Here is a 15,235-nt window from a genome sequence, read left to right on the forward strand (position 1 = left end):
CTTCAACGGCAATAGGAACCGCTACGATATCGAGCCGTGTCGAAATGGAAATGATCCCGGTGAAACCGGTTGGCATCGGGCCCGAGGACGGTGCCGAAGATACCGCAGGCACTGCGGTGAATTCGTTTCAAAATGGCCGCCGTGCCTTTCCGCCGCCACCCCTCGAGCACTGAAATGTTCCGTCCGTCGTGCAGACGGACACCGGTGATATCAATGGCGCGCCCCTTGCCATGCTCGCTGATCTTTGCACCGCGTTGGTTGTTCCGTGTTCGGCAGGCGTAATGAGCGGCAATTTGAATTTCCGCAACGCCGCCGCCAGCATCGCCGATGGCAGGCTTCAAACCGTTGCGGATCCAACTTTTGAACGCTTGCGCGGTTGTGCAGTCCATTACCGCTTTTTGACTAAGATCGATACCGGCGATCGATTTGACACGCACGGCGCTTTTGATCCCGCACCCGAAGATGCGACCCGGCACCGTGCCGATTGCTTCGCCTTGAAGGTCAGGATCACCGCAAACAGCACCTTTGATGCGCTTTTGACGTTGCGCCATCGCCTTTAAGACGACAGAATCCGGACGCCGAAACGGCTTGAGCGACGCCGCGATTGCCTGCGAAGAGGAGGCTGCGAACGCCATTTGCCCCTGAACGGGTAGTAAATCACGATCCTTGATCACGCGCGGGGCCTCCGGCCTGCGAAATCTTGCCGCCAACTGGTCTGCCAGCGCAGCTTCCAGTAGACCCGGTCGTGCACGAGGCCGCAGGGAAGATGGGGGATCAGCGCGAACCGCTGACGAAACGGGGGCTTGACCCGGTGCTGCCGGCGGGACCGAGATATCGGCAAGCGCAGCCGAAGAAATGGCGCAGATTACTGCAAACAAACCAGATATTCGCAATCCGCGCATCCCATCTCCTATCGGGAACGTCCGAAATTCGGGGCGTCAGTGTCTTGCCCGGCTTCGATGATACCACGTCGGATCGCGCGGGTATGGGTGAAATAATCATAAAGGAAATCCCCATCTCCACGCCGGATCGCGCGTTGGAGAGCGAAAAGCTCTTCGGTAAAGCGACCGAGAATTTCAAGAGTCGCGTCCTTGTTGCTGAGGAAAACGTCACGCCACATCGTCGGGTCCGAAGCGGCGATGCGTGTGAAATCACGAAATCCCGCTGCCGAGTATTTGATGACTTCGCTATCCGTCACACGGCGAAGATCATCCGCGACGCCAACCATTGTATAGGCGATTAGATGCGGGCAGTGTGATGTGACCGACAGGACCAGATCGTGATGTTCGGGGTCCATAACATCGACATGCGAACCGAGGCTTCGCCAAAACCGTTCGAGCCGCTGAACAGCATCGCTGTCGGTATCGTTTGGCGGCACGATCAGGCACCAGCGATTGTCGAACAAGGTGGCGAACCCGGATTCCGGGCCGGAATGTTCGGTTCCTGCGATCGGGTGGGCCGGAACGAAATGTACGTTGTCCGGGACATGCGGTGATACATCTTCGATTACGCGCGTCTTGACAGAGCCCACATCCGTCAGGGTCGCGCCCGGTTTGAGGTGCGGGCCGATCTCCGCCGCGACCGCACCCATGACACCGACCGGAACGGCCAGAACCACGAGGTCCGCGCCTTTCACCGCGTCGGTCGCGCTGCCACAAACCGTATCGCATAGTCCGATGCGGCGGGCGGTATCGCGCGTTTCAGAGCTGCGGGCATACCCGGTGACATGCCCGGCCGCGCCGCTGCGCCGCATCGCCCAGAACATCGAGGATGCGATCAGACCAAGACCGATCAAGGCGACGCGCTCGTAAATCTGGCTCATCGTTCGCCCGCCTTAAACTGGCCGATGGCATGCGCAACGCGGCGGCAGCTGGCTTCGTCGCCGATCGTGATGCGCAGCGCATAAGGCAGGTTGTAGGATCCAACTTGGCGAACGATAAGCCCCTGCTTTTGCAGGTATTGATTGCAGGCCTCGGCTTCACTCTCATCGCTGAAGCGCGCCAGAATGAAATTGGCCATGGACGTATCGGACGGCACGCCGTGACCCGCCAGCGCTTCGGCGAGCCAAGCGCGCCAACGCGCGTTTTCCAAGCGGCATTTTTCGACATAGGCGGTATCTCGCACCGCAGCCTCGGCGGCGGCAAGGGCGGCCGATGACAGGTTGAACGGGCCGCGGATGCGATTGATAACGTCGATCACTGGCTTCGGGGCATAGCACCACCCGATCCGCAGACCGCCAAGACCGTAGATCTTGGAAAAGGTCCGCGTCATTACGACATTCTCGCGCGTTTCGACAAGCCGCGCGCCGCCGTCATAGCCTTCGACGAACTCGGCGTAAGCGCCATCCAGCACAAGAAGAACCCGGGGCGGCAGCTTGTCCGCCAACCGTTCGATTTCGGCAAGCCCAATCATCGTGCCGGTGGGATTGTTCGGATTGGCGATGAAGACCAGCCGGGTCTTTTCGGTGCAAGCGGCGAGTATCGCGTCGACGTCGGTGACCCGCTCGTGTTCGGAAACCTCGATCGGCGTCGCGCCGGCGGCCAGCGCACAAATCCTGTAAAGCGCGAATCCGTGTTCGGTATGGACAACCTCATCGCCCGGCCCGGCGTAAGCCTGGCTCATCAGGCTGAGCAATTCATCCGATCCGACGCCGCATGCGATCCGCTCGGCATCGAGGTCATAGACCTCGGCTATGGCGTTGCGCAGGCCGGCATGATCGGTCGGAGGATAGCGGTGAAGATCGAGAACGGCACGGCGCACGGCCTCCTGCGCCGTCGGGCTCGGCCCGAACGGATTTTCGTTCGAGCTTAGCTTGACGACGTTGGAGACCCCGTCGATATGGGATGAACCGGCGACATAAAGGGCAATGTCCATGATGCCGGGTTGTGGTGTGATCTTCGTCATCTGCGCCTCCGCTCTGGCACAGGGTTTAGCGGGCAGCGCCGGTCAGGGAAAGCGGCAAACCGGATTGTCGGCAGACCTGTTGTCACGGTCACGCAAGAACCTTTTGCAAGAACGGTTCGAAAAGCCCCGGCGGGCCTTCGTAATCGCTCCCGCGAGGAAGATCGACAAGAAACACATCGCGATGCGCATTTACTTCGTGCGCCGCATCAGGCGGCGCGGCTATGAATGTAAACGTCGTATCATCGCCGAATATCTGGCAGCCCAAACGGCGGGCTTCTCGATATCGCGGCTCGGTCAGCCGAAAGCTCTCCCACGGGATGACGTTTTCGACTGTGTCCGGCAGGTTCGGCTGGATGTTCGACCAAACAAGATGCGTTCGCTGCCCGCGCTTCGGCGTGGCGAAAGGGGCAGAAAGATGCGCGATTTTTTGGAGGAAATCGGTGCGTCGCACCGGATCGGCAAGCAGCTGCTCGGGGGTGTCCTCACGAAAAAAGGAGAACTCCGGCAAGGAGCCGTTCACGATCAGCGTGTCCCAGGCGATGCGGTAGCGTTCCGCATCGCCAAGCGTTTCCGTCAATGCGCCGTTCCGGGCAAGCCGGAGGGCGCGCAAACTCGCGTCGAGAGACGCGATGTTCCAATCGAAGAGGCCACGGAGGAAGGCGGGCGCCGTTTCGGGGTGACGTTCGATGAAATGCTGAAACTGGAACCGGTTGATGCAACTGGCGCCAATCGAAAGAATGCGGAGCGGCGCGCCCATCCGCAGCCGTCAGGTCTCGAAGGTGGGGTGGAAGCGGCCCGCTGGGGAGGGTGTGAAGACCTCGCAGCCATCCGAGGTGATGCCGATGGAGTGTTCGAATTGCGCGGAAAGCGACTTGTCGCGCGTCACCGCCGTCCAGTCATCTGCCAGCACCTTCGTTTCCGGCCGGCCGAGATTGACCATGGGTTCAATCGTGAAAAACATACCGTCTTCGAGTCGGGGCCCGGTTCCGGGGCGGCCGTAATGCAGCACGTTCGGCGGCGCGTGAAAGACCCGCCCCAGCCCATGGCCGCAGAAATCGCGCACGACCGACATGCGATTGGCTTCGACATGGCTCTGGATCGCGTGGCCGATATCGCCGAAAGTATTGCCGGGCCGGGCTGCCTCGATCCCCTTGAACAGCGCGTCATGGGTCACCTGGATCAGTCGCTCCGCTTTCCTCGACAGTTTGCCGGCGACATACATGCGGCTCGTATCTCCGAACCAGCCATCGACGATCACCGTCACGTCGACATTCAGGATATCGCCGTCCTTGAGCTTCTTGTCGCCGGGGATGCCGTGACAGACCACGTGGTTCACGCTGATGCAGCTGGCATGGGCATAGCCCTTGTAGCCAATCGTCGCGGATGTCGCCCCGGCGTCTTCCACGCTGTTGCGGATGAAGTCGTCGATGGCGCCTGTGGTTTGCCCGACGAACACATGATCGGCCACGGCATCGAGAATCCGCGCCGCCAGTTCGCCGGCTTTGCGCATTCCGGCGAAATCGGCCTTGTCGTGGATTCGAATTCCCTCTCGGGTCAGGCGACCGCCGGCGTCATTGTTCATGCGAATATCCCTTCAGCTCGATCCCAGACTTATTCTTCCCGGACGGGATTTTCCAGAGCGGTGCCGACAGCGCCCGCCAAGAGGGGTTTGAAAGCGCCCGAGCGAGGCCTATACCTACGAAATCGGTGGATCAAGGAGGGCTCCATGCCAAACCCAACGGCGGCCATGCTGGTGATCGGAGACGAGATCCTTTCGGGCCGGACGCGCGACGCGAACGCGCATTTCCTCGCGCAGGAAATGACGAAGGCGGGTATCGATCTGCGCGAGATCCGCGTCGTAAGCGATGACAGGCGGGCGATTGTCGACGCGCTCGATGCGCTGCGCTCTTCGCACGATCATGTCATCACCTCAGGCGGGATCGGACCGACGCATGACGATATCACCGCCGATTGCATCGCCGCCGCCTTCGGCGTCCATATCGATGTGCGGGACGATGCGCGCGATCTGCTTCAGTCTTATTACGATAGCCGCGGCATGGAGTTCAACGATGCGCGCAAGCGTATGGCGCGTATTCCGGACGGCGCTGCGTTGATCGAAAACCCTGTCTCAATCGCTCCCGGTTTCACGATCGGAAACGTGCATGTCCTCGCCGGCGTGCCATCGGTATTTCAGGCGATGCTCGCCAGCGTCCTGCCCAAACTGGCCGGCGGCGCACCGCTCCTGTCGCAATCCCTGCGCGTCCAGCGCGGCGAGGGCGACATCGCCGGACGGCTTGCAGAAATCGCGAATGATTTTCCCGATCTTTCCATCGGCTCATACCCCTATCAGACAGACGGTGTTTATGGCTCGAATGTCGTGATCCGGGGCGCTGACGGGGCGCGTGTCGATGCCGCGATGTCGAAGGTCAACGAGGCATTCGGCACATGACCCCGGATATCCGCGCGCTCTATGCCGCGGCCGATGCCACCTGGCCACCGGCGGAGCGTATCGACGCGGGGCCATGGATGCTGCGCAACGGAGCGGGTGGCGGCAAGCGGGTGAGCGCCGCGACAGCCGAGAGCGCGTGGCGCGCAGACGATCTTGCCGCTGCCGAGGCGGCGATGCGCCTTCTGGGCCAAGCGCCGCTGTTCATGATACGCGAAGGCGAGGCCGATCTCGATCTCGCACTCGAAGCGCGCGGCTACGCGATGATCGATCCCGTCGATATCTGGTGGTGCCCGCTGGCGAAACTGACCGACCTTCCGATCCCGCGCGTCACCGCCTTCGCGCTTTGGGAGCCCCTCGCCGTGATGCGTGACATCTGGCAAGCGGGCGGTATCGACGATGCGCGCATCGCGGTGATGGAGCGGGCCGCGCATCCGAAAACCTCGATCTTCGGCCGCATCGACGACAAGCCGGCGGGCGCTGCGTTCTGTGCGATCCACGCAGGCATCGCGCTCGTCCATGCGATCGAGATCGCCAGCGCGCATCGCCGCAAGGGGCTTGCCGCTTGGATGATCCGCCGCGCCGCCTTCTGGGCCGCCGAGAATGGCGCGAACTCGATGGCCGTTCTTTGTAAGAAAGCCAATGACGCAGCCATCGGTCTCTATACTTCCCTCGATATGCAGGTTGTGGGACAGTATCATTACCGCATCCAGCCCAACTCAGGCGATTTGGAATGACCGACCCCGTAAAGCCCACCGCTCTCGATCTCGCGCCCGTCGATCCGCTGCCGGAAGAGACCCGCAAATATTTCGACCTCTGTCAGGAAAAGCTCGGGATGGTTCCGAATGTCCTGCGCGCCCATGCGTTCGATATCGAAAAACTCGACGCGTTCATCGGCATGTATAACATGCTGATGCTGTCGGAGAGCGGCCTGAGCAAACTGGAACGCGAAATGATCGCCGTCGTCGTCAGCGCGGTCAACAAATGCTACTACTGCCTGACCGCACACGGGGCGGCGGTGCGCGAGATGTCGGGCGATCCGAAACTCGGTGAAATGCTCGTTATGAACTGGCGCGTCGCCGATCTGCCATACCGCCATCGCGCGATGCTGTCCTTCGCGGAGAAGATCACCAAATCCAGCGCCGAGATCGCCGAATTCGATCGCGAAGCCTTGCGCGACGCGGGTTTTTCCGAACGCGACATCTGGGACATCATCAATGTTGCCGCGTTCTTCAACATGACAAATCGCGTTGCGAGCGCGACGGATATGCACCCCAATGAAGAGTATCACGCTCAGGCGCGCTAGCGGACTGGCACTTCTCGCCGCTGTCTTTGGCGCGCCGGCGGCGGCGCTCGATCTCGCTCTGCCCTTCTCGGCGCAAGAAACCGTAGCGCGCCTGACTGAAGCGGGTTCCTACGACCTTCCGATCGGAGCGTGGTCCGAAGCGAACGGGCTTCCGGTCGCATCGCTCGAAGGGCGCGTCCAGCGCCGCGCTTGGAGCATTTCCGGCACCTTGACCACCGGACAGGTCATGGCGCCGCTTCGAAAGCAACTCGTCGATGCCGGATACGATATCATTTTCGAATGCACCGCCCGAACCTGCGGCGGTTTCGATTTCCGCTTCGCGACCGAGGTTCTCCGCGCGCCCGCGATGTATGTCGATCTGACCGATTACAGGTTCCTGTCCGCCAAGGGCCCGAAAGCGGAGCGCGCGATCACCCTGATGGTCAGTCGCGACGGCGATACCGTTTTCGTTCAGATGATCGACGTCGGCCCGTCGGGCGTATCGGTGGTGGCCACCGCACCTTTGCTCTCTTCGAACGACCCGAGTGATCTTGTCGCGCGGTTGGAAACCGTCGGACATGCGGTTCTGAACGATCTCGATTTTGCGACCGGCTCGTTCGCTCTCGGCGGCGACCATGTGCAATCTCTCGACACGCTCGCTGATTACTTGCTCCGGAACCCGGAACGGCAAATCACCTTCGTCGGACATACAGATGCAACGGGTTCGCTTGCAGCGAACATAGCGCTGTCCCGTCAACGCGCTGCTGCGGCACGGGACTATCTCACGCGCGCGGGCGTGCCGGTGGCGCAGGTGGACGCGGATGGCGTCGGATACCTTGCGCCGCGCGCGAGTAATCTGACCGAGGCCGGACGAGATGCCAACAGACGGGTCGAGGCGGTTTTGATCTCGGTCGAATGAAGCGCTGCCCCGCCGAGAGCCGTGTCACGGCTCCCGGCGCGAGCGAACAGCTCAACTTGGCAGCTTGGCCTTTCGCAGATAAGGCAGCACGGTTTCGATCTCACCGTATTTCGCCTTGGCTTCTTCATCGCTCACTGCCTTCGGAACGATCACATCCTCACCGACCTGCCAGTCAGCGGGGGTTGCGATATTCTCCTTCGCCGCTGTCTGCAGCGCGTCGAGTGCCCGCAACACTTCCGCGAAGTTGCGGCCGACATTCATCGGATAGGTCATCGAGAGTTTCAGCTTCTTGTCCGGCCCGATGATGAAAACGACCCGCACCGTTGCGCTGTCGGCGGGGGTGCGTCCATCGGGGAGCACATATTCCGCCGGCAGCATGTCGAATTTCTTGGCAACCGTCAGATCCTCATCCGCGATGATCGGGAAGGGCGCCTTTGCTCCGGAGGTCGACTCGATGTCCTTTTTCCACGCCGTGTGCTCCTCGGCACTGTCCACCGATATACCCATGACCTTGGTGTTGCGCTTTTCCCATTCGTCCATGAGCCGCGCGACCGCGCCGAATTCGGTTGTGCAGACGGGGGTGAAATCTTTCGGATGCGAGAAAAGGATCGCCCAGCTGTCGCCGATCCAGTCATGCAGCGTGATGCTGCCCTGATCGGTGTCCACGGTCAAATTCGGAATTTCATCATTGATGCGCAGGGCCATGTCAGGTCTCCTTCTGGTCGATTGGTTTGGCGTCTACATATGCTCTTGCCAAGGCTATTGCACCCCCCTTGCGGCGCGCACGGCGGAGTGCCAGAGTGCCCTTCGACATATCGAGCCGGAGCGGAATGAGATGATCGAGAAACGCAAATTCTATATCAATGGTTCTTGGGTCGATCCTATCGAGGGGCGCGATCATCACGTCATCGATCCATCGACGGAGGAGCCCTGCGCGGTGATCTCCCTCGGCGGTCAGGCCGATACCGATGCCGCCGTCGCCGCGGCCAAAGACGCTTTTCACGAGTGGATGTTCACCCCGCCGGCAGACCGAATTGCGCTAGTCGAAAAGTTGCTCGACGTCTATAAATCCCGGTCCGAGGAGATGGCTCAGGCGATGAGCATGGAGATGGGCGCGCCGATCGACATGGCACGCTCCAGCCAGGTCGGCGCCGGGGCGTCCCACATCAAGAACTTCCTTACCGCGGCACGCAGTTTCGAATTTGAACGCCCCTTGGGCGGTCACGCGCCGAACGACCGCATCATCTATGAGCCAGTGGGGGTTTGTGCGTTGATCACTCCGTGGAACTGGCCGATGAACCAGGTCACGCTCAAGGTCTGCGCAGCGGCCATCGCTGGCTGCACCATGGTGCTCAAGCCTTCCGAGGAAAGCCCGCTCAATGCGCTGCTCTTTGCGGAGATGATGGACGCGGCCGGCTTCCCCAAGGGGGTGTTCAACCTCGTCAACGGCGACGGTGCAGGTGTCGGCAGCCAGCTTTCGGCGCACGAGGATGTGGACATGGTCAGTTTCACCGGCTCCACCCGCGCCGGCAAGCTGATCTCCAAATCCGCCGCCGACACGCTCAAGCGTGTGCATCTGGAACTCGGCGGCAAGGGGGCGAACCTCATCTTCGCCGATGCCGACGATCAGGCCGTCAAACGCGGCGTGCTTCACATGATGAACAACACCGGCCAGTCCTGCAACGCGCCCAGCCGCATGATGGTCGAAGCGCCGATCTATGACGATGTCGTCGAACAGGCCGGCGAGGTTGCCTCGCAGGTCTCTGTCGGCCCGGCCTCCGCCGAGGGCCGCCACATCGGCCCCGTGGTCAACGCGACCCAATGGCAGAAAATTCAGGATCTGATCCAAAAGGGCATCGACGAAGGGGCACGGCTCGTCACTGGCGGAACCGGGCGACCCGAAGGGTTGAACAAGGGCTTCTACGTCCGGCCAACCGTCTTTGCCGATGTCACCAATGACATGACAATCGCCCGCGAGGAAATCTTCGGCCCGGTCCTGTCAATCATGCGTTTCGACACTGAAGAAGAAGCCGTACGTATCGCCAACGATACGCCCTACGGTCTGACCAATTACGTCCAGAGCCAAGATGGCGCCCGCCGCAACCGCCTCGCGCGCCACCTGCGCTCGGGCATGGTCGAGATGAACGGTCAAAGCCGCAGCGCCGGCTCGCCCTTCGGCGGAATGAAGCAATCCGGCAACGGGCGTGAGGGTGGCGTCTGGGGAATCGAGGATTTCCTCGAAGTCAAATCCGTTTCTGGATGGTCGCCCGAATAGGGAGCTGCTGCGAACGGGGCCGATTGGCCCCCGCTTCTTCTCGTTCCAAGTACTCAAATACCACCGCTGGCCACTGGTCCCGGCGTTCAGAATGGCGCAGGCGAGCGGAACCGCACGCCTTTTCCCCCATCGGGATGGCGGAACCGCAATTCCTGCGCGTGCAGCATCATGCGCGAATAGCGCGCGGCGGTTTCGGGCGCATAAAGCGGATCGCCGAGGATCGGATGCCCCGAAGCCAGCATGTGAACCCGCAATTGATGGCTGCGGCCGGTTTTGGGAAAAAGCTGAACGCGGCTTTCATCATCCGATCTCTTGAGCACGCGCCAGTCGGTGATCGCTTCCTTGCCCGCGTCGTGATCCACCTTTTGAAGCGGGCGGTTCGGCCAATCGACGATCAGGGGCAAATCAACCGTGCCCGTCTTCAATTCGATGCGGCCGGCCACACGCGCCAGATAGATCTTTCGCGTCTGCCGCTTCTCGAACTGCAGGCCCAAATGCCGTTGTGCATGAGGCGTGAGAGCGAAAACCATCACGCCGGATGTATCGCGATCCAGCCGATGAACCAGCAAGGCTTGCGGATAGGCAGCCTGCACCCGCGCCATAAGGCAATCGGCAAGCGCCGCACCCTTGCCCGGCACCGAAAGCAATCCCGCCGGTTTGTCTACGATCAAAACCTCATGATCCTCGTGGAGCACGACGAGCGGCGTTTGGGGCGGGTCATAATCCGTCATGCGGCGGGTTTATGCGGCTTATCGCACGGCGACAAGCCAAGCGCAGAAGCGATGCTGACGTAAACAGGCCAAGCCGCCCAATCCAGGATTGTCCCCGCTTGACAATGGCTTGCGACAAGGCCGTGGAACCATACGCGCTGTGCCGGGTTTTCCCCCCGCAACACGACAACACACAGCAAAAAGAGAGCCGGATATGAACCGCATCATCTACATCGTCGGACTGGTCGTCATCGTCATCGCAATCCTGTCCTTCATCGGCTTGGCCTGATCTGAACGACGTTACTTTGCCTTGCGGAACGTAGCGGCAAGTATTTCGGTCAACGCAACCTGATCAATGTCTGTGAAGGCATCCGGCAGGTCGCTGTCGATATCGAACACGCCCAGCAAGCGCTTTGCCCCATCATGAACGGGAATGACAAGTTCCGATCTCGTGCTCGACGCGCACGCTATATGCCCGTCAAACACGTCGACATCCGGCACCAATTGAGCTTGGCCTGTTGAGGCAGCCGCACCGCAAACACCGCGTGAGAAGGGAATGGTCAGGCACCCATGACCGCCCTGATAAGGCCCGATCTTCAAAAGACCGGGCTGCGTGACGCGGTAAAATCCCGTCCAGTCGAACCGATCATCCGAATGATGCACTTCGCAGGCAACCGTGGCCATGAGCGCTATCGTGTCGGTCTCGCCTTCGGTCAGCGCACCAATCGTTCGCGCAAGTCTTTCGTAATCCGGCATGGCTCATTTCCGTGCTTTTGCATCTCTATTGCACTACTGCGGTGAAGCGTTTCGCATCAAGCTTAGCATCTCGAATTTGGCTAAAATTCCAGTGAACTTTTGGCTCCGTATCATGCGAATAGGCAGTTCGGCATACCTGATGGTAAGGATTGGTCTCTAGCCTCGGTTGAAACTCAATGACCGAGGCTTTATGGAACTGACAACACACACCGCGCCCCACGCCACCATAATCCGCGTTCAAGCCGCCCGCATCGACGCGCCTGTCGCTCTCGATTTCAAGGAAGAGATGCGAACGCTTACCCACGCAGGCAAAGGGCGCTTCATTCTCGATCTTGCACAGGTCGAATTCATCGACTCAAGCGGGCTCGGCGCAGTTGTCGCCGCGATGAAGCAGTTGCGTCCGCACCAAAGCCTTGAGTTGGCGGAATTGCAGCCCATCGTCGCCAAGGTCTTTCGTTTGACGAGGATGGACACGGTATTCACGATTCACGATAGCGCGGACATCGCTGGTGATGAAAATCGCGAGTGAGGAAAGCCGCCGAACCCTGATTGAACTATGTCTGCCTGCATTAGCGATAGTTACACCGGATATCCTTCGCCGCCTACTTCGCGCGCTCGATGCCGAAGTCGGGTGCGATGTTCTCGAAACGGTTCATATGGTCTTGGCAGAAGCGGTCAACAACGTGGTCGAACATGCCTATGCGAACCGGCCGAACGGAGCGGTCGCGATCTCCGTGTCTCGCGGCAGAACGGCTCTGACGATCGAACTGCGCGACTGGGGTGCACCGATGTTTGGCATTCCCGACGGTATCGCACCCGACCCATCCGAACTGGCGGAAGGGGGATATGGCTGGTTTCTAATTCGAAGCCTCACGTCTGACGTGAAGTATGATCGCGCCGGTTGTTGCAACCGACTCGTTCTCTCGCTGCCGCTTTGACTCGAATTTCGGCGGCGCGGCAAACTATCCTCTCTTCCTGTGCAATTATGCCGCTCACGAACGCTTCTTCCCGGACCGCGAAACAATGTCCTTAAATGGCCGTATTGGCTTCGAAATTTCGGCGCGGTTTGGGGGCACAACGACAATGTAGCTGCAGAAAGCTTCACCTCGGCGCCGGGCCATCAACAGCCCCCACCCAGCGCTCGGCGTCGAGGGTATACACTCTGCCGATTTTATCGCGGCGCAGGCGATCAATAGCTGTATTCGCGGTATATCCGGGTCAGGTCCCCGTTCCATTCCCCATGATACTGATCGAGGAACTCGTCGGCGAGGCTCTGCCCGTTTTCGACGCTTTCCTTCAGCGCGTTCAGGAAATGCGTTTCGTCAGGGACAAGACCGCCGGCCCCGGGGCGCGCGCGTGCAGCGAGCCCGGATTCGGCTATTCGAACTGTTTCGCGGGCAAGATCGAGCATTTTGAGCCCGCCCACCTCTGCCTGCAGCCCGTCCACCGATGCGGCAACGCGCAAGGCTTCGCGCGTTTCCGCATCCCAACCCTTGACCATGTCCCACGCTGCATCCAGGGCGCTCTGATCGTAGGTCAACCCGACCCAGAAGGCCGGCAGCGCGCAAAGCCGGCGCCACGGTCCGCCATCGGCGCCTCGCATCTCGATGAACTTCTTGATCCGCGCCTCGGGAAAAATCGTCGTCAGATGATCGGCCCAATCGGACAGCGTCGGCGTCTCTCCGGGCAAGGCGGGAAGCTCGCCCTTCAGGAAATCACGGAAGGATTGCCCCAGAGCGTTATGATAAACCCCGTCGCGGTAGACGAAATACATTGGCACATCCAGCGCATATTGCACCCAGGCTTCGAAACCGAACCCCTCGTCAAAAACGAAGGGGAGCATCCCGGTCCGGTCCGGATCGAGATGGCGCCAGACCCGGCTTCGCCAACTCTTGTGCCCGTTCACCTTGCCTTCGAAAAAGGGTGATGTGGCAAACAGCGCGGTCGCCACGGGTTGCAAGGCCAGCGCGACGCGCAGCTTTTGCACCATGTCGACCTCGGTTTCGAAATCGAGGTTGACCTGCACTGTGCAAGTGCGGCGCATCATTGTCTGACCCGCCGTGCCGACAGTCTGCATGTATTCATCCATCAGCGCATAGCGGCCCTTGGGCATCAGGGGCATCTCGTCATGCGTCCAGATCGGCGCCGCGCCCAAACCTATGAATCCCACGCCGATCTCGTCGGCGATGGCCTTCACATCACTGAGATGATTGTTCACCTCGTCGCATGTCTGGTGGATCGTTTCGAGCGGCGCGCCTGAAAGTTCGAGCTGTCCGCCCGGTTCGAGCGAGATGTTCGCCCCCGCCTTCTCCAGACCGATCAGCTTATCCCCTTCAAGGATCGGCGCCCAATCATGGCGATCGCGCAGACCTGTCAGAACGGCAAGGATGGAGCGTTCTCCCTCGTAGGGCAGGGGCTTCAGCGTATCCTTGCAATAGCCGAATTTCTCGTGCTCGGTTCCGATCCGCCACTGATCCTTCGGCTTGCACCCGTCCGCGAGGTATTGGGCAAGCTGATCGTGATGTTCAATCGGCCCGCCGCCGGATTGGGGGATGGACATGGCTGTGCTCCGGTCATGCTGCGCTGCGCGTCCGGTCAGCCTTGGTCGGATTTTTTCGGGGTGTCAATGCAGCCGCGCGATGCGTGCAGCCGGCGTCGCCTTGTGCCAGAGATGGACAGGCAGTGTGTCGGCGCTTTGTGAGACCGCTGCAAGCCGGCCCGGCGCAAGACCCGGCAGGCTTGCGAACGCATCGAAAAGCGCATCCGCCCCCTCGGCGGTGACGGGAATGTGAAGCGGCGCGCCACCTTGATGAGTCAGCACCCAATGCGCCGGCTTCTGCGTTGGGTCATATGTCAGGGAGGTCAGCGCATCCAGGTCGACAATCCCGCCGTCCAACGGTCCGAAATACGCGATCCTGCGTTCGACGATCTGCACGAGTCCGGGCCCGCCCCCTCCGTGCCGGAACCGGCCTTTCTGCAATCCTGCGAAAGACAGCAGCCCGCCAATGGCCAGCGTGAGGTATCCGACCCACATCAGCAGGCCGGGAGAGGTGCCGAAGATCCAGTAGAGCCCGAGAAGCGCGATAGCGAGACCGGCAAGCGCTTCGCGCCAACGGCGCAGGACCGCTCCGGCCTCCGGGCGGATGAAGCTCGACCTCCGCATCAGAGCGCTCTCGATCCGTCGACGGATCGAGGATTTTCGGTTGACCGAGAATCCTTCACGCCCAGTCCCCGAGCGTGGATTGCCAAAGCGTGATGGCGGCCACGGCCGCCGTATCGGCACGCAGGATTCGCGGCCCGAGGCTGATGGGCGTGGTAAAATCAGCCGCACGCAATCGCACCCGCTCGGCATCCGAAAAACCGCCCTCCGGCCCGATCAGAATGGCCCAGGGACCGGGCACTTGCTCAAAGCGGTGCGTCGTTCCGACAAGCGCCTCGTCGCAAAATGCCAAGCGCCGTTCGCCCCAACTGTCCAGCACCTTGTCGAGCCGCTGCAGCCCGACCACTTCGGGCACGAAAGTCGTTCCGCATTGCTCGGCCGCTTCGATAGCATGCGCCTGCAACCTGTCCTGCCGGATACGGTCGGAATTGGTGTGTGCCGTCTGGACCGGCAGAATACGCCGGACGCCCAGTTCCGCCGCCTTCTCGACGATGAAATCCGTTCTGGCTTTCTTGATCGGAGCGAAAAGGAGCCACAGGTTCGGCGGCGTGTTTTGCGGCTGGCTCTGCTCGTGGCACAGCAAGATGCCGCCTCGCTTGCCCGCCTCGACCACCGCGGCCTGCCATTCGCCATCGCGCCCGTTGAAGATCGCAACCCGAGCGCCGATATCGAGCCGCATAACGCTAAACAGGTAATGCGCCTGATCGCGCGTCAGGGCGACGGCTTGTGCCGCACCGAGGGGCTGCTCTACATAAAGTCTGATCTTTGCAGTCATGGAGC

The 15,235-nt window shown here is 60.9% G+C and carries 18 protein-coding genes; 7 read left to right on the top strand and 11 right to left on the bottom strand.

All coding sequences use genetic code 11. The annotated features are described in order from the left end of the window. Positions 1 to 2: 2 nt before the first annotated feature. The 5 genes from M3465_RS05985 to map form a co-directional block, all read right to left on the bottom strand. Positions 3 to 674: an extensin-like domain-containing protein gene (locus M3465_RS05985; protein ID WP_349305026.1), complete on the bottom strand. Its 672-nt coding sequence runs from the start codon at positions 672 to 674 to the stop codon at positions 3 to 5. 236 nt (positions 675 to 910) lie between these two features. Then, positions 911 to 1,822, bottom strand: coding sequence for a prephenate/arogenate dehydrogenase family protein (locus M3465_RS05990; RefSeq protein WP_249500785.1), 912 nt, complete (start codon positions 1,820 to 1,822; stop codon positions 911 to 913). Next, positions 1,819 to 2,904, bottom strand: a complete 1,086-nt coding sequence (gene hisC, locus M3465_RS05995; protein ID WP_249500786.1) for a histidinol-phosphate transaminase — start codon at positions 2,902 to 2,904, stop codon at positions 1,819 to 1,821. The genes M3465_RS05990 and hisC overlap by 4 nt, the downstream gene beginning before the upstream one ends. A gap of 88 nt (positions 2,905 to 2,992) precedes the next feature. Further along, on the bottom strand, positions 2,993 to 3,661 hold the full coding sequence (locus tag M3465_RS06000) for a hypothetical protein (protein ID WP_249500787.1): 669 nt from the start codon (positions 3,659 to 3,661) through the stop codon (positions 2,993 to 2,995). A gap of 9 nt (positions 3,662 to 3,670) precedes the next feature. Continuing rightward, positions 3,671 to 4,486, bottom strand: coding sequence for a type I methionyl aminopeptidase (map, locus tag M3465_RS06005; RefSeq protein WP_249500788.1), 816 nt, complete (start codon positions 4,484 to 4,486; stop codon positions 3,671 to 3,673). 144 nt (positions 4,487 to 4,630) lie between these two features. On the opposite strand from map, the gene M3465_RS06010 reads away from it, so the two are divergent. From M3465_RS06010 to M3465_RS06025, 4 genes are read left to right on the top strand one after another with little or no spacing between them, the layout of a single operon-like run. Beyond that, a complete protein-coding gene (locus tag M3465_RS06010; protein WP_249500789.1) occupies positions 4,631 to 5,353 on the top strand; it encodes a competence/damage-inducible protein A in 723 nt (240 codons plus the stop codon). Then, positions 5,350 to 6,087, top strand: a complete 738-nt coding sequence (locus tag M3465_RS06015) for a GNAT family N-acetyltransferase (protein ID WP_249500790.1) — start codon at positions 5,350 to 5,352, stop codon at positions 6,085 to 6,087. The genes M3465_RS06010 and M3465_RS06015 overlap by 4 nt, the downstream gene beginning before the upstream one ends. After that, positions 6,084 to 6,656 (top strand): peroxidase-related enzyme, encoded by a 573-nt coding sequence (locus M3465_RS06020; RefSeq protein ID WP_249500791.1) that lies wholly within the window; start codon positions 6,084 to 6,086, stop codon positions 6,654 to 6,656. Before M3465_RS06015 ends, M3465_RS06020 begins: the two co-directional genes overlap by 4 nt. Next, a complete protein-coding gene (locus M3465_RS06025; protein ID WP_249500792.1) occupies positions 6,628 to 7,554 on the top strand; it encodes an OmpA family protein in 927 nt (308 codons plus the stop codon). The genes M3465_RS06020 and M3465_RS06025 overlap by 29 nt, the downstream gene beginning before the upstream one ends. Positions 7,555 to 7,605: 51 nt before the next feature. On the opposite strand, the gene M3465_RS06030 is transcribed toward M3465_RS06025, so the two are convergent. Beyond that, positions 7,606 to 8,259 carry a peroxiredoxin gene (locus M3465_RS06030; RefSeq protein WP_249500793.1) on the bottom strand — a complete coding sequence of 218 codons (654 nt, stop codon included), beginning with the start codon at positions 8,257 to 8,259 and terminating at the stop codon, positions 7,606 to 7,608. Between the two features lie 130 nt (positions 8,260 to 8,389). On the opposite strand from M3465_RS06030, the gene M3465_RS06035 reads away from it, so the two are divergent. Further along, positions 8,390 to 9,829: an aldehyde dehydrogenase family protein gene (locus tag M3465_RS06035; RefSeq protein WP_249500794.1), complete on the top strand. Its 1,440-nt coding sequence runs from the start codon at positions 8,390 to 8,392 to the stop codon at positions 9,827 to 9,829. Positions 9,830 to 9,915: 86 nt separating this feature from the next. Here M3465_RS06035 and M3465_RS06040 read toward each other — a convergent pair whose 3' ends face one another. Next, positions 9,916 to 10,560: an RluA family pseudouridine synthase gene (locus tag M3465_RS06040; protein WP_249500795.1), complete on the bottom strand. Its 645-nt coding sequence runs from the start codon at positions 10,558 to 10,560 to the stop codon at positions 9,916 to 9,918. Between the two features lie 279 nt (positions 10,561 to 10,839). After that, positions 10,840 to 11,295 (bottom strand): free L-methionine (R)-S-oxide reductase MsrC, encoded by a 456-nt coding sequence (gene msrC / locus M3465_RS06045; RefSeq protein WP_249500796.1) that lies wholly within the window; start codon positions 11,293 to 11,295, stop codon positions 10,840 to 10,842. Between the two features lie 166 nt (positions 11,296 to 11,461). On the opposite strand from msrC, the gene M3465_RS06050 reads away from it, so the two are divergent. Then, the gene (locus M3465_RS06050) at positions 11,462 to 11,824 is read left to right on the top strand and encodes an STAS domain-containing protein (RefSeq protein WP_502846099.1); all 363 of its coding nucleotides are present in this window, start codon (positions 11,462 to 11,464) and stop codon (positions 11,822 to 11,824) included. Further along, entirely contained in the window at positions 11,808 to 12,233 is a 426-nt protein-coding gene (locus tag M3465_RS06055; RefSeq protein WP_249500797.1) for an ATP-binding protein, read from the top strand. The genes M3465_RS06050 and M3465_RS06055 overlap by 17 nt, the downstream gene beginning before the upstream one ends. Before the next feature lie 251 nt (positions 12,234 to 12,484). Here the strand turns inward: M3465_RS06055 and M3465_RS06060 are convergent, their stop codons facing one another. From M3465_RS06060 to M3465_RS06070, 3 genes are all read right to left on the bottom strand, one after another. Further along, positions 12,485 to 13,855 (bottom strand): glutamate--cysteine ligase, encoded by a 1,371-nt coding sequence (locus tag M3465_RS06060; RefSeq protein WP_249500798.1) that lies wholly within the window; start codon positions 13,853 to 13,855, stop codon positions 12,485 to 12,487. A 63-nt stretch (positions 13,856 to 13,918) separates the two neighbouring features. Beyond that, positions 13,919 to 14,458, bottom strand: a complete 540-nt coding sequence (locus M3465_RS06065; protein WP_249500799.1) for a hypothetical protein — start codon at positions 14,456 to 14,458, stop codon at positions 13,919 to 13,921. Positions 14,459 to 14,513: 55 nt separating this feature from the next. Continuing rightward, positions 14,514 to 15,230, bottom strand: coding sequence for a 16S rRNA (uracil(1498)-N(3))-methyltransferase (locus M3465_RS06070; protein ID WP_249500800.1), 717 nt, complete (start codon positions 15,228 to 15,230; stop codon positions 14,514 to 14,516). Between the last annotated feature and the right edge of the window lie 5 nt (positions 15,231 to 15,235).

The sequence above is a fragment of the Marivita sp. GX14005 genome, from assembly GCF_023370775.1.
Classification (GTDB): domain Bacteria; phylum Pseudomonadota; class Alphaproteobacteria; order Rhodobacterales; family Rhodobacteraceae; genus Marivita.